The following is a 20,015-nucleotide window of genomic DNA, read 5'->3' as shown; positions in this document are numbered from 1 at the left end:
CGGTTCTGATCGGTCGCCGCGAGCGGGATCCGTGCGCGGGCCTGACACTGGTTGAGGGCGTTGTAGTACATGCGGAACGTCGGTCCGTTCTCGCCCTCGTGGAGGCGGAGCTCCCACCGCGTGACGGTGTCGTCGTCGAGCAGGAGGTCGAACGTGAGGTACTCCGCGTCCGCGAGCGACCCGGGCTCGATGTCGTAGACGATCTCGAAGTCGTTGGACGTCGCGGTGTACCACGTTCCGTCCTCCAGCGGCGTGTCCGCGTTCTCCTCCGAGAGATCACCGACCAGTCGGTCCGGTGTGTGTGACGAACCCATAGCCGTGTTTCCGACTGCGTCGTACATATATCTGCGGAATAGGGAACGAGCGGTGGGCAGTACTGATATAGTACGACACTCCGACTGTGATCGAGAGACTCAACCCCCCATCCGGAGCAGGTTCCCCCGATACCGTCGCTATTCCACAGCGGTGTCGAGCGCCGCGGCTTCCTCCCAGACCGGTTCGAGGGCCGCGCCGGTTATCCACTCGGCCGTTCGGTCGAGATCTGTCGAATACTCGGTGTACTCCAGGCAGGCGTGCATCCGGACGCCCAGCATGCGGTCGTGGCCAACAACTCGTCGGAGGTCCGCACGAACCTGGTCGGGGTCACGTTGGAAGAAGTCCATGAGACCGACCCCCACAGCCGTTCGGGGAACGTCTCGACGGCTCGCATCGTGTACTCGTTAGCGCGTACGCCGCGGCCGTACAGCGGCGTCGTGACGATGACGCCTTCGTCGACTCCTGCGGAATCCATGTCGGCAACGAGATCCTGAGCCGTGTAGGGGCCGCTCCACGTCGGCGGGAGTATCTCGCTTTGTCACGGAAGTTCGTCCGTGTCACCACCCCACGTGTAGGTGTGTGTATCGATAAACCGCACGAGTTCACTCGAGGTTTCCGCCGCCGCTCACCCGAAGAACAGCGCCGACGACGTACGACGCACCGTCGCTGGCAAGGTACATTACAGCGTTCGCCAGGTCCTCGGGCCGGCCAAGCCGACCGATCGGACGTGTCCTGCCCCATTCGTCGAGTACGTCCTCGGCTTTCCGGTCGGGGTCGTCCTCGGCCATCATTTCGGCCTCGTGTCGGAGTTGATAGGTCTCGGTCACGTCCGTCGAAACGGCGTTCATCCGGATACCGTGCTCCGCAAGCTCGTGTGCCATTCGCCACGTGAGGCCGTTGATCGATGTCTTCGAGACGCCGTAGAAGCCGCGATCTCCGGTCCGCCGGTCGCCGGTTTGACTCGTGTGATTGACGATCGATCCCTCGATCCCCTCCTCGATCATGTGTTCCGCGGCGAGCTTCGACGCGTAATACTGAGCGCGGACGTTCACGTCCATGGCGAACTCCCAGTCCTCGATCGAGGCTCCGACCAGGGATTCTTCTCGGGGCCAGACTGCTGCGTTGTTCACCAGCAAGTCGATCTCACCGAAGGTATCGATGGCTGTCTCGACGAGTTTTTCGATGTCCTCGGGCACCGCCATGTCGGCGGCGACGCCGATGACTTCGCCGTCGCTTCGTTCGTTCAGGTCCGCGGCAACGTCAGTCACGTCCCCTTCCGTCCGGGAGTTGACGAGGACGTTCGCGCCCGCTTCTGCGAGCGCTTCAGCGATACCACGACCGATCCCTTTCGTCGAACCAGTTACGATCGCTGATTCGCCACTGTAATCGAATTCGACGTAACCGACCATACGGCTCGTCTCGCGGTCCCGCAGTATGAAGCCACCGGTGGAGCCACCTGCTTCACACTCCACGTGAAGCCAAACAGCTGTCCAACCGATACCACAGGTGATAGCGTGCTAACCGATGCCGATGGTGTCCTTGCTCTCCACGAGAGCGCGACCGCGTGCGCCGGGGACAAGCGGTTTTGTGCGACAGTTCGATCACGGCACAGCACCGGATCGAGTCGTCGACGATGGCGACCGTCAGCGGCCTACGGAATTTCGACGTCTTCCATCCCTTCCCAGTACTTCCACGGGTTCGCGTACGCGTCACGCTTGATGTCGTCTGCGTCTCTCCGCTGGAACCGCTGGATCGCCGCGAGTCGAACGTTCGGACTCCGGTTGATCCCGCCACAGTGCAGCAGGTTCTGGTGCCAAAACACGGTGGTTCCGGCGTCACCGTATATCTCCAGTGGGTCCATCTGCTGGGCGAGATCGCCGCATCGGTCCCACTCCCCGTCCTCGTACGCAGGCAGTGAGGGGTCGTCGACGAGACTCTCGAGGTGGTGGTCGCTGTAGTACTCTCCCGCGTACCAGTGAGAGCCCGGCCAGACGGTGAACCCGCCACCACGGGGTTGCACTCCCTCGAGATACACGGACGTCATCACGGTGTGGTAGCCGACCTCGTGTGTCGCATCGAACTGTGGACCGTATCCGTCGATATGTCCGCTTTCACGGTGCAAGGACGGAAGATCGCCCGTCTCGCGCAGTTCTCCGTTCGGGAAGCGTGGCGTGACCTGAATGCTCTCGCCAGGGTCCAGGAGAGCTCCCTCTCCGGCGAGTTCCTCGGCGTACGGCAGCAACTGCTCGTTGAGCGAGACGAAGGGCTCTGGGTCCTGAATGTGCTCCCACGCGTTCTCGAACCGTTCGGGCGCGTCCACCAGTGCATCGTAGTCGTCGCGGTCGAAGGGAACCCCGCTCCAGAAGGCGTCCTGTGCCGCTGCTATCGTTTCTTCATCGATGACGTCGTGTTTGACTACGAAACCGTTTCGCTTCAACTCGCGTTTCTCCCGGCTACTGAACAGCGCCATACCCCGCGGTGGCATACCATACGTAAATAATCACGGGTACCCCGGGCTCGGAGCAGAACGCTCCGGCGGACGGGAGTGTTCACATGGACGGACCGACGCGAGTTATCGCGAACTCCGTGAGTCCGTGACGCTCCGCGCTCACGGGGCTTCCGTCGATCGCCGACCGGACCGCTCGGAACAGGTCCTCTCCCGTCGAACTGGTCGCGTCGAGGTCGATATCGTCCGGAAGCGCCGCGACGGTCTCGGTGTCGCCGCTGATCTTCAGGACTGGCACGATAGGGTGTCCGGCGGGGATGCCGTCACCGGTCACGTGGACGACGATTTGGGCACCTGACGCCGCCAGTGCGGTCGCGGCCTCCTCGAAGCGCGATGGCGCGTCGACCAGCACGACACCCGAATCGATCCCGGGGCTCCGTCCGTACGGCGCGACCGCCCGGATCCGTCGGTCGCCAACGACTCGCGTGCAGGCCTCGTACGATAGTTCGCGGGCGCGCGAGGCGGTACTGCTCGCCCGAGCGGGTTGGTTCCCGTGACGTTCGACGAGCGCCTCGATGTCGGCTCCCGCGGCTGGAACGGTGTCGGACGTGGTTTCTTCGGGATGTGCGACGAACCGTTCGGTGCCCGCGACGACGACGCGCCCTCCAGCGGAAACGACGCGGTTCACCAGCTGCGCCACGAGCGGGTCCGCATGCTCGATCGACGATTCGTTGAGATCGCCGACGACTCCGACCGTCAGTTCGGCTATCGTCCCGGGCTCCGACTTCGCCTCCTCCGCGTGGCGGCCGAGTTCCGCGACTGCCTCGACCCCACGTTCGATGCAGGCGTCGGTACCGCCGGCCTCCTGAATGACGACCTCCCGAACAGGCACGCCGCGGGAATCAAGCGCCGCGGCGACGTCGTTGCTCTGTACTTCCTCACAGCCGAGTCCAACGACGACCGCCCCTGCGATGTTGGGGTTGGCCGCGACGCCCTCCAGCACGGCCTCGGTCTGCTCGTTGTCCGCGCCGAGCTGTCCACAGCCGTGGTCGTGCGAAGCCGCCACGGCGTTCCCCGACCGATCTGCGATCTCCTCCGCGACCACGTGCGAGCAGATGACCGAGGGCAGCACCAGCACCTGGTTTCGGACCCCGATTCGGCCATCGTTGCGTCGGTACCCGGTGAACGGGACCTCGGAGCGCTCCGAGTCCTCGTCCGCCATCTCGTCGGTCGAGTCGGAGATGCGCGTGTTCATCGTTCCACCTCCGTTGCCGTCGACGTCCGTTCGTGAGTCCTCGAGAGGTCACCGCGACCGCGGGTACTCTCACAGTTGTGCGTGTGAACCCAGTCGCCGGTGTCGATGTCGTCGGTCGCCACTCCAATTTTCTCCCCGTATTTGAGAACCGGCTCGCCTTCTTTCACTGGTTCGGTCGCGAACTTGTGACCGAACGGGATACCCTCCGAGAGATCGATGGTATCCCCGACGGTCGCCGGACGAGGGTGGTCGTCGAGCGCGACAGTCCGCGCCTCGTCGAGATCGGATATCGCCGTCGCGACGTTGTCGTTCTCACTCAACAAGAGCCCGTCGTCGTCCAGTACGATCCCCTTCACGTTCGGACCTCCAGCTCTGCGATCTCGTTCGTCTGGATCTCGTTTATCGCGAACTCCTCCAGGCGGCGAACCTCGGCTTCCGTGTGGGTGCCGTCGGCGACTGCGAGGAGCTCGTCGAACACCCTCTCCCCTGCGGCCTCAATCGAGTCGCCCTCGAAGACGGTGCTGACGTCGACGTCCATGTTGTTCTCCATCCCTTCCCACGTCTTCGGGTTGCCGGTTACCTTGATGACCGGCGCGATCGGATTGCCAGTCGTGCTCCCTCGTCCGGTGGTGAACGCGATCACCTGTGCTCCACCTGCGACCATGCCGACGACGCTCTCGACATCGTATCCCGGCGTGTCCATCAGTACGAGGCCTTCACCCGCGGGGAGGGCCGAACCGTAGGGGACGATATCCTGGACCGGGCTCGTTCCCCCTTTGGCGATAGCGCCGAGACTCTTCTCCTCGATGGTCGTGAGCCCCCCCTCTTGATTCCCGGGTGTGGGCTGTGCACCCCGGAAATCCACACCCATCAGATCCGCCATCGCCTCGCGCTGGTCGACGTAGTCCAGGAGCCGGTCCGCGAGTTCGTCGCTGACACAGCGATCCGCGAGGATGTGCTCGGCGCCGATGAACTCGGGCGTCTCGCTGAAACACGCCGTGCCACCGTGTTCGACCAGCCGATCCGCCGCGTTGCCACAGGCCGGGTTCGAGGCGATCCCCGAGGTCGCGTCGCTGCCGCCACATTCGATCCCGAAGACGAGCTCCGACACGTCCGCCGCCTCCCGTCTCACGCTGCTGATCTCGTCGTTCAACTGCCGCGCGACAGCGATGCCCTCGTCGACCGCAGGGCGTGTTCCGCCGACATCGCGGATCGAGAGCGTTTCGACCGGTTTCCCCGTGGTCGCGATGTCGTCGGCCAGCGCCTCGGCCTCGATGTCCTCCGTCCCGAGTTCTACGACGAGTGCAGCACCGACGTTCGGGTTGCGACCGATGCCGGCAAGCGTCCGTGTCGTCTGTTCTCTCGTCACCGCCGGTTGGCTCGTCCCCATCTGGTGGGGTGTGGCTCGCGCCCACTCGCCTACCGATCCCGAGATCGCCCGGGCGACGCTCGACGATGCGACGGACGTTGGAATGATTGCTACGTGATTCCTCACGCCGATTTGCCCGTTCTCCCGCCGGAACCCTCTGAACGTCAGTCCCATTTCCGCACCCTTCTGCACAGAGGTATATGTGTCTTTTCCAGGCCACTGTCGTCCGGCAGCTACGACCGTCGTGATTGCAGCCGATACTCGATCGGTGGTACTTCGTCCCGTCCTACCTCTCGGAGCCGTTCCTGAGCGTCCAGATGCGTTCCATGAACGGGATCGGCTCTTCTCGATCGTCGACGTCTACGCCCTCGCGCTTGAACTGTGCGACGCGACGTTCCCACTCCTCGACGGTCTCGTCGTCGTCGATCTCGTCCAGATAGGCGTCGATATCGCGGGCCTCGAGGACGCAAACAGCGAGGTCGTCACGGACGTAGAGTTCGAACTCCGTGACACCGCCCCGCTCCATGGCCGCCGAAACCTCTTCGGGAACGTTCTCGTGGGCCCCGAGGTACTCGTCTCTGTGTTCGGGGTCGATCCGCTGGACGTACACTGCTCGCTCCGTGTCCATACGGACGGGAAGGGGCGGTCTGTTTTGAACACTACGACTACTGGTGGAGACAGGAGCTTCACGAACACGCACGACCGTGCGGCCTGACAAGGCCGCCGGATGAGTCACGGTGTTTCTGCGGACGTGTGCGACCTGCCCCGATCCGTGCTACAGTGCCGTCGGAGAGAACAACCAGAGGAGGCTTTCTCTGACGGCGCGTTCTTGTCGGTGATCGTGCTCCACGACTACGCTTACGTCACGTCGATCATCGAGGCGGGCGAAGCGATCAAAGCCGAGCCGAGTCCGGTCCGCGCGCTGGCGTGGTCGGGGCGTTCGGCATCGCTCGCCGAAACGCTTTAGTATGGATTGGACGAACGTGTTCTCATGAGTCTGGAGAACGACGCAAAGGACCGGTCCAGCGTCAACACGGTGTTTCGGAAAGCAGCCGGCGTTCTCATCGCGATACGGTCTTCGTTCCTGTTGTTCATCGGTTTCCTCGGCGGCCTGCTTCTCGTGCTGGGCGCAGTTGGGCCGTACATCCCGCTGGTCAATGTAGTGGTTCAGGGGGAGATTTCGGGCATGTTGGGTATCTGGGGTGCGACCGCGATACTGTACTGTATCGTCGGAATCCTGTTCCTCAACCTGATCGGCTATTCCTCGAACCTCCGTTGAACGGGAGGGTGACACCATACTGGGTGGACGTTCGAACAACCGTCTACGTCTCCGATCAATCCACGCGAGCGACGATCCCAATCTTCAGGGCCTCCCGATCAGGAACCGTCGTCCGAGGTCGTGACACCGCTTTTCGCGATGCGGAGGCGGTCCCCGGCATCGACTTCGACACTCTTTCGCGTTCCGTCCGGCCACGTGACTGTCAGCGTGGCCGACGTCGCCTGCCCGAGGCCGACGTGTTCGGTACGGCTCTCCTGTGAGAAGAAGTCGTTCTCGTCGGTCTGGTAGACGGTCGCCATCCGTTCCCCGTTCGCCTCCACGGTGACCGTCGCGCCGAGTGCCGTTGCGCCGGACTCGTCGACGACCTCGAACTGGATGGCGTGACCACCCTCAACCGTGTTCTCGTACACGACGGTCGGTCCGTCGTACGCTGCCATCACGAGGTCGACGTCGCCGTCGTGATCGTAGTCCAGCGTGGTCATCCCGCGGGAGTTGTGCTCGGCCATCCCGTGGACGCGCTTGTCGACGCGGGAGAACCCGGTCTCGTTTCGCTGCCAGACCATCGGGAGCGTCCACACGGGGTCGCTGCGGTTGATCCGCACGAGCGCCTGAGTCGCGTGGATCAGGTCGCGATCGCCGTCGCTGTCGAAGTCGGTCATCGACGCGGCCCAGCCCCACCCCCCGTGCTGGACGTTGTACTCCGGTGCCTTGCCGACGAACGTGCCGTTGCCCTGGTTGACCAGGAGGGTGTTCCCCTTCGTCCGGCCCGAGTGGACGACGTAGTTGAACAGGCGCTCGATCTGCTTGTAGCGGGCGCGGCCCATCTCCTCTCTGTTCTCTTCCAGCGGGAGATAGATGTTCGTCACGAAGATGTCGGGTCGGCCGTCCCCCGTGACGTCGGCCACCTCCGAGGACATCCCGTTTCGCGCCGTCGTTCCCCCCAGGAGGTTCTTCCTGAACGTGCCATCTCCCTGGTTGACGTACACCACGTCGGTGTTGTAGTCGTTCGCGACGTGGATGTCGGGCCGGCCGTCGCCCGTCAGATCGACGAAACTGGCGGCGAGGCTCCATCGATTCCCCGCCAGACCGGCGTCCGTGGCCCGCACGAACCGGTCGGAGCCGGATTTCCCCGTGTTCTCGTACAGGACGTTCGGGTTGCCGTTGTCCGCCTCGATCTGCTTGGTGGTGCTGCCGTGGCCCTCCGGCAGCCCGTTGGCCCAGTTGCCCGACTGGTAGACGAGCAGGTCTCGGTCCCCGTCACCGTCGTAGTCCGCCGTCGTCGCGCCGAGCGGGTACGTCAGGGTGCCGAGCCCGAGCGACGATTCGGCTCGCTCGAAATCGCCGCCGTCGTTGTGCAGGACGATCGGGCGGTCGCCGGGGACGAAGAGGAGGACGTCGTCCCACCCGTCGCCGTCGTAGTCGACGACGGACGCGCTCTTCGGCTGCGCGCTGACGTTCGGGAACCCGCTTCGTCGCTCGAAGCTGCCACCGTCGTTGAGAAACAGCGCGGGACGATCGCCGCCGACGGCGAGCAGGTCGGTCCAGCCGTCGTTGTTCACGTCGGTCGCGTGGATGCCGTTGTCGCCGGCACCGACCCCCTCCCCGGTACCCTGATAGGCAACGCCGGCTTCCGCCGTGGCGTTCTCGAAGGTCAACGGAGAGCCGGGATCGCTGTTCCCCCCGAAGTCGGCGAGCGCCGAACAGCCGGCGAGCACGACGAGCGTCGCCAGTATCAGCGCGACGAACTGTCGGCGTCGGTTCCACATCCGTCACTCACCCGCCACGGGTAGTGCCCTGTCGGCGTGCGTCGGGACGAGGTACGTCCCCCGATCGACCGTGTCGAGGTAGTCGACGATGCCGTGGTTCTCCCGCGGAACGTCGACGTCGTACTCGCCGACGTTCATCGCCTTCCGTGCGTCGACGAACGCCTCCAGTTCCCGCTGCACCGACGAGAAGTTGAACCCCACGTGCTGGTGGGCGTCCGTCGCGAACCCCTCGGAGCGGCGGAGCACTCGTGGCTCGAACTCCTCGTCACGGCTGGTCGCCACCTTCTGGGAGTGGCCGATCCGGTCGTGTTCCGCGGCGTGTTCGGGGATCTTCTCGACGTCGGATTCGGTGATGCCGCTGTCGTCGCCCAGGTTCCGGCCCACGGGTCCGACCTCCTCGGGATCGTGTGCGGGACAGAACATCTCCCCGACCCGTTCCTCGTGTGACTGTCCGTACCAGCGATCGAGTTCGATCCGCAGCCGTGACAGTGCCAGCGTCGTCCCGCCGGCGAAGGATCCCTCCGCGATCGTCACGCCGTCCTCGCTGGGAAGGCTGTCCTTGAACGCGGACTTGAACCCCATTGAGAGGGGGGCCTGTTCGGGGATCCGCTCCTCGTCGAGCTTGTCCGCGGGCAACCCGGCTCCGGCGAACCCGGTCCGTCGCTCGGACACCGAGAGAACGTCCTCGATGGAGCCCTCGACTGTGACTCCGTTGACCCGCTCTCGCTCGCCGAGGAGCGCCTGTTCGGCGGCGAGCACCGCCGACCCGATGTCGCTCGTCAGGATCACGACCGCATCGAACCCGTCGGTCTTCGACGGGTCCTCGCCGACCCGCTCCAGCATCGTCTCGGGGCGCATCAGTCGGTCGGGAACCCCTCCGACCTGCTCGAAGTAGCTGGGAGCGTAGCCGATCAGGGAGAGCAATCCCCGGTTGAACGTCGCAGTAGCGTCACCACCGGTTCCCCATTGAAAGGCTTCGGTGAGCGTGCGAAAGGCGGCGTCGACCTCCTCGCGCTCCCCCGCTGTCGGGGGGGAGGATCCGTCGTACGAAAGACCGAGGACGAGCTGGTGCTGTGGCGGGACCGTGTTTCCCGCGGCGTCCACCACGAGATACTGGTTCCACCGGTGTTGTGCGTCGGGAACGGCCGACGGATCGCCGCGGGGGAAAGACCGGGACGCTGCCGGGGAGCTGTTTCCGGTCTCGGGAGCCGATCCCGTCGGCTCGTCCGTCTCGTCGCCGGGCAACATCGACCTCTCGCGGTTCAGACACGCCGACAGGGCAGTCGCCCCCCCGATGGCCACTGCGGATCGCACGAACTGTCGCCGCGGAATTTCTCGCTCCCGATCCGGGTCCATGTGTGTCCTTTACAGTCATGCTATCAAAAGCGTTTTGTCCACCTCACGGTTCGAAGCCACCGGTCGACCCGTATCCGACGCCGCGATCACGATCGTTCGATGCCGGTTCGGGGGAGAATCACGCACGTGCTCGTCGGTGATCCGATCAGATCCGCCGCCGACACCGGAGGAGGACGAGACCGGAAAACAGGGACAGCGGGACCAGCCCGGCGAGGTTCAGAACTATGATGACGTTCGTCGCCCTGCTGAAATCACCCACGACGAACAGGACGAGAGTGAGGCCGATCCCGAACAGGGAGGCGACGAGAAGCACCCGCAGCTGGATCGTGAACTGACAGAGTTCGTCCAGAAACCCACTGATGACACCCATCGTCGGCTATTCGAACGCCGCCCCCGGCGCTGGGCGCACGGTTCGACGCTCGGTCGAGCGGCGAGATGGCGTCATTGCGACACCCTCAGTCGCCACTCCCCGCTTCACCGAGCTCGGGGCTGTCCCAGTACTCGTGGTCCTCGACCGTGCGGAAGCACGCTGCAGCATGGGGGTTGTCGCCGGATTCCAGTGCCGGATCCTGTTTCTTGCAGACCTCCCTCGCCTCCGGGCATCGGGTGTGGAAACTACACCCGTCCGGCTGGTCGGAGGGATCCGGGATGTCGAGACCGCGGACAGGGGGGGACTCCATCTCGGTTTCGAACAGATCGGGCGTGGCCCAGTGAAGCGCCTTGGTGTACGGGTGCTGTGGATCGTTGATGATCTGGTCGACGGGACCGATCTCGACGAGCTCTCCGAGGTACATGATACCGATGCGACCGTTCGCCTTCGTGGCGAGATACCGCGCGTTCGCCAGGTTGTGCGAGATAAACAGGTAGGACGTGTTGAAGTACTCCTGCAGATCGAGCATCAGGTTCATGGTCTCGACCCGCAGTGAGACGTCGAGCGCGCTCACGGCCTCGTCGGCGAGGATCATGTCCGGACTGACGAGCAGTGCACGGATGAGCGCCACCCGCTGTGCCTCGCCGCCGCTCAGTTGGAACGGGTACCGCGTGATGTAGTCCTCGGTCGGCGTGATTCCCACCCGCTCCAGCATCGCGTGGATCCGCGCACGACGGTCCTCGCGATCCAGATCGGGGTTCCATCGCTTCAGCGGTTCGGAGAGGATCCGATCGACCGTGTGGTTCGAGTTGAGCGCGGATCCGGGATCCTGATGAATGATCTGGAGCGCCCGACGGATGGTTTTGAACGGGATCGTCTCCTCTCGATCGCCGTTTCTCCCGAGCCGGTGCAGCAGGGGGAGGCTCTGTCCTTTCGTCTCCTGGATGTCCTGGCCGCGATACGAAACGGTTCCGGCCGTCGGTCGCTGCAGCCCGATGGCCGTCTTCCCGAGCGTCGTCTTTCCGCACCCGCTCTCGCCGACCAGCACCACGACGTCGTTCTCGTATATGTCGAGGGAGACACCGTCGACCGCCTTCACCGTGTTGGAGCGTGCCAGCCCGAACAGGCGACTGTTCTCGAAGTGCACCTCCACGTCGTCGAGCGACACCACGGGTTCATCGGATCGGGGTTCGGACGAGACGCTCGAACCCGCCGAACGGTCCTCGACGCCCGTCCCTTCGCGCTCGCTGACGAGCGGGATCTCCTCCCTGGCTTCGTCCCGGTAGAAGCACGCCGCGGCGTGGGTCTCGTCGACATCCAGCAGTCCGGGGTCCTCCGAGCGACAGCGATCGTCGGCCAGGGGGCAGCGTGGGTGGTACGAACACCCCTTCAGGGTCTCGACCGGGTCCGGACTGGACCCGGCGATCGGCTGCATCTCGTCGATGGAGGTGTCCAGGTTCGGTATCGCGTTCACGAGCGCACGCGTGTACGGATGTGACGGGTTCTGTAGGGTGTCTTCGGGCGTCCCGATTTCGATGAACTCGAAGGCGTACATCACGGCGATCCGATCGGAGATGTCGGAGACGAGGGAGATGTCGTGGGTGATGAACAGCATGGTGATGTCGTACTCCTCCCTGATCTCGTTGAGGAGGCTGACGATGGACCGCTGCATCAGGAGGTCCAACGCAGCCGTGGGCTCGTCCATCACCAGCACGCTCGGGTTGAGGACCAGACTCAGTGCGATGAGCGCGCGCTGTTTCATCCCCCCGCTGAGTTCGTGTGGATACGAATCGAGCACCTGATCCGCCTGCAAGTAGAGATCGGACAGCAGCTGTCTGGCCCTCGACAGCCCCTCCTCGACGTCCTCGTTGTGGGCGATCAGCGTCTCCTCGAAGTGCCCGCGGATGGTCATCGTGGGGTTGAACGCGCTCTGTGCGCCCTGGAGAACCATCGCCAGCTCCTCCCCCCGGTAGTTCGAGACCTCGTCCGTACTCAGGGTCGTCAGATCCACCGACGGGCCGTCTTTCGGGTGGTACATGATCTCTCCCCGGAGCTGACCGGGGTCGACGACGGCGTCCAGAAGCGCCGAGGCGAACATCGACTTCCCGCTGCCGCTCTCCCCGACGATCCCCATGGCCTCCCCGCGTTCGATGTCGATGCTGACGTTGTCCAACACCCGCGACTGGCCCCGATCCATGTCGAACATGACCTCCGCGTTCGACACCTCCAAGATGTAGTCGTCCGTCGACTCGCTCGGGTCCCCCGACTGAGCTACATTGGTTGCCATTGACGTACCGTAGCCGGCACCAGAGTTAAAGCCGTTACGGTATGTTATCAATTATACTGAACCGGGACGGCCCGGTAGAAGCGCTCCGGACGAACGAAGCTCGTCGAAAACCACCGGCAGGAAAGGCGACAGGCGCGTTCCGTTACTTGCTCTCGCCGACGATCTGACCGGTTGCCATGAGGTTGGTCCCCGGGTGGGTGTAGAGATCGTGGTTCTCGACGAGGTTGAAGTTTTTCGTATCCATCCAGACGCCACCCTTCTGGACGATCATATCGACCGTATGTACCTTGTAGTTGGACCAGTGTGCGAACTGGTTGATGGCGTTCTGTCGGCGCTCTTCGTCCTGCACGCTCTCGAGCACCGACGCGTACTCGTACGGCTTCAGCATCTGCCCGCTGCCGGAGATCTCCTTGGAACCGACTTCGTTCGGATAGGCGAACCACTGCTTCCCGGCCTCCGATCTCGGGTCGACGGGATGCTCGAAGTTCACCGAACGGTCGTCGGTGAACGTGAAGTCCTCGCCGGGTACCGGCGGGGTGTACTCGCACGTGTCGTCCTCTTCCTCTTCGGGATTGGTCTTCGTCGAACCCATGTAATCGCCGATCCCGCGGTGGTGCCAGAGGAAGTACGTCTGGGATGGACCCGGGAAGTTCCCCCAGCCCTTCGAGAGGATGGAGACGTCGAAGTCCCCGTTCCGAAGCGTGTTGAAGAAGCTTCCGGGGGTGACGAAGTCCGTCCCGATACCGAAGTCGTTGATCCAGCCCGCGACCGTCTCGGTGACCAGCGTCCACCACGTCCAGTTCGGCGTGATGACCTTGTAGCCGTCGAGTTTCTTCCCGTCGGGTGTCCGCCAGACGCCGTTCTTCTTCGTGTACCCTGCCTTCCGCATCTCCTCTGCGGCCTTCTCCGGCTGAGCTCGCTTGCCGTAGTCGATGAGCTTGTCCCGAAAGGACTGCGGCAGCTGCTCCTTCGCCGACTGCGGAGTGTGGAGGGTGTTGTGCCCGTTGCAGGTCTGCCGCTTCAGGTCGTACCCGTTCTGGACGATCCGCTGGAGTCCGGGCAGGTCCACCAGGTACGCGATGGCCCGACGGAGGGCGAGGGAGTTCTGCTCGCTCCCGATGTTGAACCCGAGACTGATCGGCTGTGGTTTCTGGAACTGTGCCACGGGCTTGAGGTAGTCCGGTCCCTTCGCGTACGGATCGGAGAGGACACCGAGATCGAGCCTGTCCCGCTGGACGAGCTGCCCGCGCTTCTGGCTGTCGGGCACGACCGGCTGACGGAACTTCTCGATGTTCGTTCGCTCCGCTGCCGGGTGTCCCTCGTGTTTCGTGTGGACGACCTCGGTCGTTTCGACCGTCTCGGGGTACCAGAGACCGTACCCCATGTCGTTCTCCTTGAGGAAGTCGAAGCTCCACTTCTGGTTGTTGAGCTCCGTCCGGACGTCCTCGATGGCCTGATCGCCGCTCGCGTCCCGGAACTTCTGGAGCCACGGCTCGGCGACCTCTTTTCGAGCGGTGATCGGTCCCGCAGTGTTGTCCAGAGCGACGTTCCGCGACTGGGGCCCATCCCGAAGGATCCTGTACGTCTTCTCGTCGACTTTCTCGTAGTCGACCGGGGCGGTCTCCGGGTTCCCCTGGTTGTACCAGTACCCCAGCTTCCAGCTCGCGATCGCGTCGTCCGCCCGGAGCGGGGTGTCGTCCCACCACGAGTAGTCGGAATCGAGCGAGATGACCGTCTCACAGTCGTTCACTTCCGGGACCTTTTCGGTCGCGATGGGCTTCCACTCGCGACTCCTGTAGTCGTACTTCTGCTTCTCGTTGAGGTACAGAACCCGTTCCGTCCAGGGGATGTTGCCGACCACGCTGAAGATGTTGAAGTTCGACTCCTGGGGCTGCCATCCCCAGTCGAGGGCGAGGTCGGCGACGGGTTCGACCGGTTCGCCGAGCTCTCCGGTCGTCGCCGCCGTTGCGTTGCTCGTACTGCTGTTCGTCTGTGCGCTTGCCTCGGACTGGGACGTGGCGCTGCCGGACGTACCATTGCTGGACGTGGCGTTGCCGGACGAAGGGTTACCCCCGCTACAGCCAGCCAACCCGGCGACCGACGCCGCCGACAATGCGAGCCACTTGCGACGGCTCAGCGCTCTCCCAGTCTGGTCTGAGGATGCGTCACTATTCCTCATGGTTTGCTACCTGCTTCCGGAGTCTGATAAGTCTTTTCAATCAGTCTCACCGGAGGACGAGTCTTGGTTTAGCGTTGCGCTATTGCTGATGATAAGTGGGGACGTCGTGACGGTTCGAGCGGCGCTGTTGCTCGGTGACGACACGAAGACGGATACCCTCGGTTCTGTGAGGGATACCCTGTCCGGATGTCGACGGCGTTCGTGGTGGCGAGCGTCCCCTCGTCCGCGAACCGGGTTCGGTCGTCAGCTGTTCGAGACGGCCGCACCCGCGTGGCTCGTTCGCAGGCGGACGTGGATCAGTTCGGAGAAGACGGAGCCGTCTCCCTCGATTGTTCGCCCACCGTGACAGCGGACACGTCGACGGAGTTCGGCTCGAAGCCGACGAGAGGCAGGTCGTTGTGGTGACCCTGTCCCTCGTCCCGTTGAGGTGTTCAAAAAAGTTCGTGCGGATTCTCGTCCCTTTCGGCCGTGGAGAGCCGTCCGACGAACCGGATCGGGCATCTCTCGGACCGCCGTTCGGGTCGCTTCCCGGAGCACCACGAACGAGTCACCTCGGGAAATCGCCGCCGATGAGGGGTTCTCCGCCGGTTGTTGGTTTCATCTCCGTCCGGTCAGTGTTGGGTCGAAGCCAAAGGTTTAACCCGACTGCCACACACCTCTCGTTCGAAATGGTGAATTACTATTTGCGCCGGGTCGGTCAGTTCCTGCTGGTGTGGTTTCTGGCGCTGACCATCTCGTTCGCAATGTATCGGCTGATGCCTGGTGGGCCGGTGGAGGCGGTCAAGGCGAACCTCCAAGAGCGGATCGCGACGTCGGGAGGAGGGATGTCCGCCTCGCAGGCACAACAGCTCAACAGGCTGGCGGAGTCGTACACGGGGATCAACCCCGATCAGCCGATATGGAGGGCGTACATCGAGTACATCGTCGGAATCGTCACCCAGGCCGACTTCGGGACGTCGATCTGGCACAACGAGCCGGTTTTCGACATGTTGCTGCCGGCCATCCCCTGGTCGATGTTCATCAGTATCTACGGCTTGGCCCTCGGAACGACGACCAGCCTCCTCCTCGGGGCGGCGATGGCGTACAAGGAGGGAAGCCGCATGGACACCGGGCTGACCATCTTCTCCATCGTCAATCGCTCGATTCCGTACTACGTCGTCGCCATCTTCGCGATCATCGTCTTCGCCGTCAACCTGGAGTGGTTCCCGACGGGTGGACGGATGAATCCGAACACGACACCCGGTTTCAACCTCCCGTTCATGTTCGGCGTTCTGCACCACGCCGCGCTACCGATACTCTCGTCGTTCGTCGCCGGGTTCGGCGGAGCGCTTGCCTACCGAGGCAACTGCGTTCGGGTGCTCGGCGAGGAGTACCTCCGGGCCGCCCGTCTCCGTGGGGTCGGCCAAGGACGACTGGCGATCCGTTACGTCGGGCGGAACGCCCTGTTGCCGATATACACCGGACTGCTGATGGGCGTCGCGGGGATCTTCGGGAGCGGCATCATCATCGAGACGATATTCACCTATCCAGCGGTCGGTTACATCACGTTCAACGCGCTCGAAAACAACGACTACCCGCTGCTGATGGCCTCGTTCCTCATTTTCACGACGATCACGCTGCTCGGACTCCTGATCGCCGACTTCACGTACGGAATGATCGACCCGCGGGTGGAGACCGGCGACAACCGCGAATCGTTCAACTGATCACCAGACAGTAACACAAAACAATGAGTTCAACCGACGAGACATCGACGCCCGGTGCCACGACCGACGTAGAGAACTCCATCTTCGAGACGACCGCGGAGGTCGAACGTTCGTTCCTGGACCAGGTTCGGCAAGGTATCGATCAGAACGTGGTCGCTCCGATGGCCATCATCTGGGGCGACATCCGCGGAAAGATCGGCTTGTCGATCGTCTTCATGTTCATCTTCATGGGGACGGTCGGACTCACCATCGTCCCGGAGCCGCAGTCGCTTCGGAACCCGATCTTTGCGACACCGTTCCACGACGGATGGCTCACCTTCGGCACGCTCAGTCTGCTCTCGTTCGACGTCCCGATCGTCCCCGAGTTCCACTACCCCCTCGGGACGGACATCCAGGGGCAGTCGATCCTGGCACAGCTCGTGCACGCTACGCCGGCAATGTTGGAACTCATCCTCGCCGGTGCGGTCCTGTCGACGTTCCTGGGGACCAGCATCGGCGGGCTCGCCGGGTATCTCGGCGGCAGGGTGGACAGAGCACTGATGACGGTGTCCGACACCGTGTTGGGCATCCCAGGGATCGCGCTGGTGATCGTGCTCGCGTCCGTGTTCCCCATTCGTGACCCCATGGTCGTCGGGCTGATTCTTGGGATCGACAACTGGCCCGGGCTGGCACGGACGATCCGCTCGCAGGTCCTCAGTCTCCGGGAGGAGTCGTACGTCGAGGCCGCTCGCGTCATCGGCGTCGGCCGGATCTCGATCGTGCGAAAACACATCCTGTCCCAGATGATGCCGTACATCAGCGTCAACTTCGCCGGCTCCGCGCGGGGGATCATCGCCGAATCCGTCGCCCTCTACTTCCTCGGCATCCTGCCGTTCTCGACGCTCAACTGGGGCGTCATGATGAACCTCGCGTACGAGCAGACCAGCCTCACCAACCTCGGACGACTCCACTGGCTGGTCCTGCCGATGATTCTCCTCATGCTGGTCTCGCTCGGACTGATCCTCCTCTCGCAGGCCATGGACCGCGTCTTCAACGTTCGCCTGCGAGCCAAGCACGCCAGCTCCGTCGGCGGGGACGAAGAGGTCAGCGTGAACGAGACGGCGTAGAGCGACGTCGGTCGAAACCGTACCCGTCATTTTCTCGTAACGTACGACGCAGAGAGCGTGTGCTCGGCGACGCGATCGTTGGGAGGGGTCCGCCGGTGTCGCCGTACCGAACCGTTTGACCGGCACGATTAAGTATCGTCTTCGAGACACCCGATCGTGACAGAGTACGATAGCTCGTGGGACTCGTTGAGGACCCATCCGATACCACGCTGGTTCGACGATGCGGCGCTCGGAGTGTACTTCCACTGGGGACCGTACGCGGTCCCAGCGTTCGAAGACGAGTGGTACTCCCGGAACATGTACATCGAGGGCTCCGACGCGTTCCGTCACCATCGCGAGGAGTGGGGACCACAGGAGGAGTTCGGGTACAAGGACTTCGTCCCCCTGTTCACCGGGGAGAGCTTCGACGCCGACGAGTGGGTGAAACGATGCAAGGAGGCGGGTGCGTCGTTCGTCGGCGTCACTGCCGTACACGCCGATGGCTTCCTCCTGTGGGACAGCGAGATCAGCGAGTGGAATGCGGCGAACGTGGGCCCCGAGCAGGACGTGTTGGGCCAGCTGTCGAGGGCGGCGCGGAAACACGGCCTGAAGTTCGTCCCGACGTTCCACCACGGATACCACTGGTGGTGGTATCGGCACGCTAACGGCTGGGATACGGCCGACCCGGAGTACGCCGGACTGTACGGGGAGCCACACGAACCGGGGACCGAGCCACCGGAGTCGTTCTTCCGGGACTGGCAGGCGAAGATCCGGGAGGTGATCGACGGCTACCGTCCCGACCTCCTCTGGTTCGACGCGGGGATCGGCAGTGACTGGTTCGTCCGAAACGACGAGTACCGGCGGGAAATCCTCGCGTACTACTACAACCGGGCCGAAGAGTGGGACAGGGAGGTCGAGGTCGTTCACAAGCGACAACTGCCACACGGAACCGGTATCGTCGACTACGAGCGGGCACGAAAGGAGGGAGTGGCGGAGCGGCCGTGGCTCACGGACACGTCGATCGACCGGGAATCGTGGTGTCACGTATCGAACCCGGACTACAAGTCGGTGTCCACGCTGATCACCGGCATCGTCGACCGTGCCAGCAAGAACGGCTGTACCTTCCTGAACGTCGGACCGAAGGCGGACGGGACCATCCCGGCGGGCGCGCAGGCTCGACTGGACGAGATCGGGGACTGGTTCGCCGTCAACGGTGCCGGAGTGGACGGAACCCAGCCGTGGTGGACGTTCGGGGAGGGCCCGACACAGGTGAAATCCGAGGAGCGCCAATTCGAGCAGGCGACACAGGTCGCTTTCACACCGGAGGACAAGCGGTTCACTCGAAAGGACGATACCCTCTACGTGTTCGTCCTGGGGTGGCCGGAGGACGGCGTCACCGTCGAGACCGCCGTCGGCCAGCGGAGCAGTCAGTGGGCGGGGAGGTGGGGTGCTGCCCTCGACGTGGACCCGCTTCCGTGGCCCGACGACGAGTACACGGTCGAACTCCTCGGGTCCGACGATCCCGTCGAGTGGAGCGTAGCGGACGCCCGTCTCCACGTGGAACTCCCGGCAACGAAGCCCTGCGACCACGCGTACGGGGTGAGGATCGAAGTCGGCTGATCGACCCCTACGTCTCGGTCGGGACGACGGAGGAGCCGAGACCTCCCGTTACTCGCCGACGACCGGGTTCGTCAGAGTGCCGATCCCCTCGATCTCCGCTGCCGTCGTCTGCCCGGGTTCGAGGACGTCGACCGGGTCACGGAAGATGCCGACACCGCCGGGCGTTCCCGTCGAGACGACGTCGCCCGCGCGAAGCGTCATCGACTGGCTGATGTAGGAGACGAGCTCCCCGACGTCGAAGATGAACTGATCGGTGTTCGAAGCCTGCTTGACCTCGCCGTCGACGCGCAGCTCGACGTCGACGCCGTTCGGATCGAAGTCGGTACCGGCGACGAGTGTGGGCCCCATCGGCGCGAACGTGTCGTAGCTCTTCCCGCGGTAGAACTGCCCGTCGGCGTTCTGGGCCGTCCGGCCGCTGACGTCGTTGAGCACCGTGTAGCCCGCAACGTGCTCGTAGGCTTCCGATTCGGAGAGGTCCTTTCCCCGTTCGCCGATCACGACCCCGAGTTCGACCTCGTAGTCGACCTCCTCCTCACCGTCGGGCTCCGGGTGGACGATCGGATCGCCGGGGTTCGTGACCGCCGTCGGTGCCTTGCCGAACAACATCGGCTGGTCGGGGATCGCCTCGTCCTGTTCCTCGGCGTGGTCCCGGTAGTTGAGCCCGCAGCAAACGATCTTCCCCGGGCGAGGAACCGGCGCGAGCAGCGACACCTCGTCGGCATCGACCCGTGTCAGCGTCTCGTTCTCGACGAGCGTGGCTACTCTCGAACGGTAGGACCGGTTCGAGACGTCTCCGAGGGTCGGCTCCCCCTCCGGAACGCCGGAGAGCGCGTGAATCGTCGACTCGGTCTTCACTCCCCACGTTGGAGCAGCACCATCCGTGTAGCGGACGAATTGCATCGGGTGTGTCGAGAGCCACTACGGGCTTAAATCTTGATGTTGGCGTCGTCGAGCAGCGGTGTCGACGCCGAACGACAACACGCTT

At 63.8% G+C, this 20,015-nt stretch carries 19 protein-coding genes; 5 read left to right on the top strand and 14 right to left on the bottom strand.

The window, feature by feature from the left end:
* From TX76_RS01485 to TX76_RS01450, 8 genes are all read right to left on the bottom strand, one after another.
* A partial coding sequence (locus TX76_RS01485) for a hypothetical protein (protein ID WP_154018970.1) occupies positions 1–314 on the bottom strand: 314 nt, incomplete at its 3' end.
* A 138-nt stretch (positions 315–452) separates the two neighbouring features.
* Positions 453–662 carry a hypothetical protein gene (locus tag TX76_RS17930; RefSeq protein ID WP_049898551.1) on the bottom strand — a complete coding sequence of 70 codons (210 nt, stop codon included), beginning with the start codon at positions 660–662 and terminating at the stop codon, positions 453–455.
* Between the two features lie 255 nt (positions 663–917).
* The gene (locus tag TX76_RS01475) at positions 918–1,724 is read right to left on the bottom strand and encodes an SDR family NAD(P)-dependent oxidoreductase (protein ID WP_049898548.1); all 807 of its coding nucleotides are present in this window, start codon (positions 1,722–1,724) and stop codon (positions 918–920) included.
* A gap of 242 nt (positions 1,725–1,966) precedes the next feature.
* The gene (locus tag TX76_RS01470; protein ID WP_049898546.1) at positions 1,967–2,785 is read right to left on the bottom strand and encodes a phytanoyl-CoA dioxygenase family protein; all 819 of its coding nucleotides are present in this window, start codon (positions 2,783–2,785) and stop codon (positions 1,967–1,969) included.
* Positions 2,786–2,864: 79 nt separating this feature from the next.
* Complete coding sequence (locus TX76_RS01465) at positions 2,865–4,016, bottom strand: UxaA family hydrolase (RefSeq protein WP_228842276.1); 1,152 nt, start codon at positions 4,014–4,016, stop codon at positions 2,865–2,867.
* Positions 4,013–4,372: a UxaA family hydrolase gene (locus TX76_RS01460; RefSeq protein ID WP_049898544.1), complete on the bottom strand. Its 360-nt coding sequence runs from the start codon at positions 4,370–4,372 to the stop codon at positions 4,013–4,015. Before TX76_RS01460 ends, TX76_RS01465 begins: the two co-directional genes overlap by 4 nt.
* Positions 4,369–5,559, bottom strand: coding sequence for a UxaA family hydrolase (locus TX76_RS01455; protein WP_049898542.1), 1,191 nt, complete (start codon positions 5,557–5,559; stop codon positions 4,369–4,371). Before TX76_RS01455 ends, TX76_RS01460 begins: the two co-directional genes overlap by 4 nt.
* A gap of 112 nt (positions 5,560–5,671) precedes the next feature.
* The gene (locus TX76_RS01450; RefSeq protein ID WP_049898539.1) at positions 5,672–6,013 is read right to left on the bottom strand and encodes an L-rhamnose mutarotase; all 342 of its coding nucleotides are present in this window, start codon (positions 6,011–6,013) and stop codon (positions 5,672–5,674) included.
* A 213-nt stretch (positions 6,014–6,226) separates the two neighbouring features.
* On the opposite strand from TX76_RS01450, the gene TX76_RS18475 reads away from it, so the two are divergent.
* The gene (locus TX76_RS18475) at positions 6,227–6,352 is read left to right on the top strand and encodes a hypothetical protein (protein ID WP_267462350.1); all 126 of its coding nucleotides are present in this window, start codon (positions 6,227–6,229) and stop codon (positions 6,350–6,352) included.
* Between the two features lie 24 nt (positions 6,353–6,376).
* Positions 6,377–6,664, top strand: a complete 288-nt coding sequence (locus TX76_RS01445; protein ID WP_049898537.1) for a hypothetical protein — start codon at positions 6,377–6,379, stop codon at positions 6,662–6,664.
* Positions 6,665–6,762: 98 nt separating this feature from the next.
* Here the strand turns inward: TX76_RS01445 and TX76_RS01440 are convergent, their stop codons facing one another.
* The 5 genes from TX76_RS01440 to TX76_RS01420 all read right to left on the bottom strand — a co-directional run bounded on the left by TX76_RS01440 (position 6,763) and on the right by TX76_RS01420 (position 14,622).
* A complete protein-coding gene (locus tag TX76_RS01440) occupies positions 6,763–8,430 on the bottom strand; it encodes a CRTAC1 family protein (RefSeq protein WP_049898535.1) in 1,668 nt (555 codons plus the stop codon).
* Between the two features lie 3 nt (positions 8,431–8,433).
* Positions 8,434–9,786, bottom strand: a complete 1,353-nt coding sequence (locus TX76_RS01435) for a DUF7405 family protein (protein ID WP_049898533.1) — start codon at positions 9,784–9,786, stop codon at positions 8,434–8,436.
* A gap of 145 nt (positions 9,787–9,931) precedes the next feature.
* The gene (locus TX76_RS01430; protein WP_049898532.1) at positions 9,932–10,156 is read right to left on the bottom strand and encodes a hypothetical protein; all 225 of its coding nucleotides are present in this window, start codon (positions 10,154–10,156) and stop codon (positions 9,932–9,934) included.
* Between the two features lie 85 nt (positions 10,157–10,241).
* Complete coding sequence (locus tag TX76_RS01425; RefSeq protein ID WP_049898530.1) at positions 10,242–12,443, bottom strand: ABC transporter ATP-binding protein; 2,202 nt, start codon at positions 12,441–12,443, stop codon at positions 10,242–10,244.
* 142 nt (positions 12,444–12,585) lie between these two features.
* Positions 12,586–14,622, bottom strand: coding sequence for an ABC transporter substrate-binding protein (locus TX76_RS01420; protein WP_079890712.1), 2,037 nt, complete (start codon positions 14,620–14,622; stop codon positions 12,586–12,588).
* Between the two features lie 668 nt (positions 14,623–15,290).
* Between TX76_RS01420 and TX76_RS01410 the strand changes: the two genes are divergently transcribed.
* From TX76_RS01410 to TX76_RS01400, 3 genes are all read left to right on the top strand, one after another.
* Positions 15,291–16,325: an ABC transporter permease gene (locus TX76_RS01410; RefSeq protein WP_049898525.1), complete on the top strand. Its 1,035-nt coding sequence runs from the start codon at positions 15,291–15,293 to the stop codon at positions 16,323–16,325.
* Positions 16,326–16,348: 23 nt separating this feature from the next.
* Entirely contained in the window at positions 16,349–17,431 is a 1,083-nt protein-coding gene (locus TX76_RS01405; RefSeq protein WP_049898524.1) for an ABC transporter permease, read from the top strand.
* A 156-nt stretch (positions 17,432–17,587) separates the two neighbouring features.
* A complete protein-coding gene (locus tag TX76_RS01400; RefSeq protein ID WP_049898523.1) occupies positions 17,588–19,030 on the top strand; it encodes an alpha-L-fucosidase in 1,443 nt (480 codons plus the stop codon).
* A 48-nt stretch (positions 19,031–19,078) separates the two neighbouring features.
* On the opposite strand, the gene TX76_RS01395 is transcribed toward TX76_RS01400, so the two are convergent.
* Entirely contained in the window at positions 19,079–19,930 is an 852-nt protein-coding gene (locus tag TX76_RS01395) for a fumarylacetoacetate hydrolase family protein (RefSeq protein WP_049898522.1), read from the bottom strand.
* Between the last annotated feature and the right edge of the window lie 85 nt (positions 19,931–20,015).

Source organism: Halococcus agarilyticus, from assembly GCF_000334895.1.
In the GTDB taxonomy this organism is placed as follows: Archaea; Halobacteriota; Halobacteria; order Halobacteriales; family Halococcaceae; genus Halococcus; species Halococcus agarilyticus.
This window is presented reverse-complemented; position numbering and strand designations above follow the sequence as displayed.

Coding starts and splice junctions, on each gene's coding strand:
- TX76_RS01470 (WP_049898546.1), bottom strand. CDS start 2,785: ATGGCGCTGTTCAGTAGCCGGGAGAAACGCGAGTTGAAGCGAAACGGT.
- TX76_RS01450 (WP_049898539.1), bottom strand. CDS start 6,013: ATGGACACGGAGCGAGCAGTGTACGTCCAGCGGATCGACCCCGAACAC.
- TX76_RS17930 (WP_049898551.1), bottom strand. CDS start 662: ATGGACTTCTTCCAACGTGACCCCGACCAGGTTCGTGCGGACCTCCGA.
- TX76_RS01465 (WP_228842276.1), bottom strand. CDS start 4,016: ATGAACACGCGCATCTCCGACTCGACCGACGAGATGGCGGACGAGGAC.
- TX76_RS01455 (WP_049898542.1), bottom strand. CDS start 5,559: ATGGGACTGACGTTCAGAGGGTTCCGGCGGGAGAACGGGCAAATCGGC.
- TX76_RS01425 (WP_049898530.1), bottom strand. CDS start 12,443: ATGGCAACCAATGTAGCTCAGTCGGGGGACCCGAGCGAGTCGACGGAC.
- TX76_RS01410 (WP_049898525.1), top strand. CDS start 15,291: ATGGTGAATTACTATTTGCGCCGGGTCGGTCAGTTCCTGCTGGTGTGG.
- TX76_RS01420 (WP_079890712.1), bottom strand. CDS start 14,622: ATGAGGAATAGTGACGCATCCTCAGACCAGACTGGGAGAGCGCTGAGC.
- TX76_RS01440 (WP_049898535.1), bottom strand. CDS start 8,430: ATGTGGAACCGACGCCGACAGTTCGTCGCGCTGATACTGGCGACGCTC.
- TX76_RS01445 (WP_049898537.1), top strand. CDS start 6,377: ATGAGTCTGGAGAACGACGCAAAGGACCGGTCCAGCGTCAACACGGTG.
- TX76_RS01430 (WP_049898532.1), bottom strand. CDS start 10,156: ATGGGTGTCATCAGTGGGTTTCTGGACGAACTCTGTCAGTTCACGATC.
- TX76_RS01475 (WP_049898548.1), bottom strand. CDS start 1,724: ATGGTCGGTTACGTCGAATTCGATTACAGTGGCGAATCAGCGATCGTA.
- TX76_RS01405 (WP_049898524.1), top strand. CDS start 16,349: ATGAGTTCAACCGACGAGACATCGACGCCCGGTGCCACGACCGACGTA.
- TX76_RS01435 (WP_049898533.1), bottom strand. CDS start 9,786: ATGGACCCGGATCGGGAGCGAGAAATTCCGCGGCGACAGTTCGTGCGA.
- TX76_RS01395 (WP_049898522.1), bottom strand. CDS start 19,930: ATGCAATTCGTCCGCTACACGGATGGTGCTGCTCCAACGTGGGGAGTG.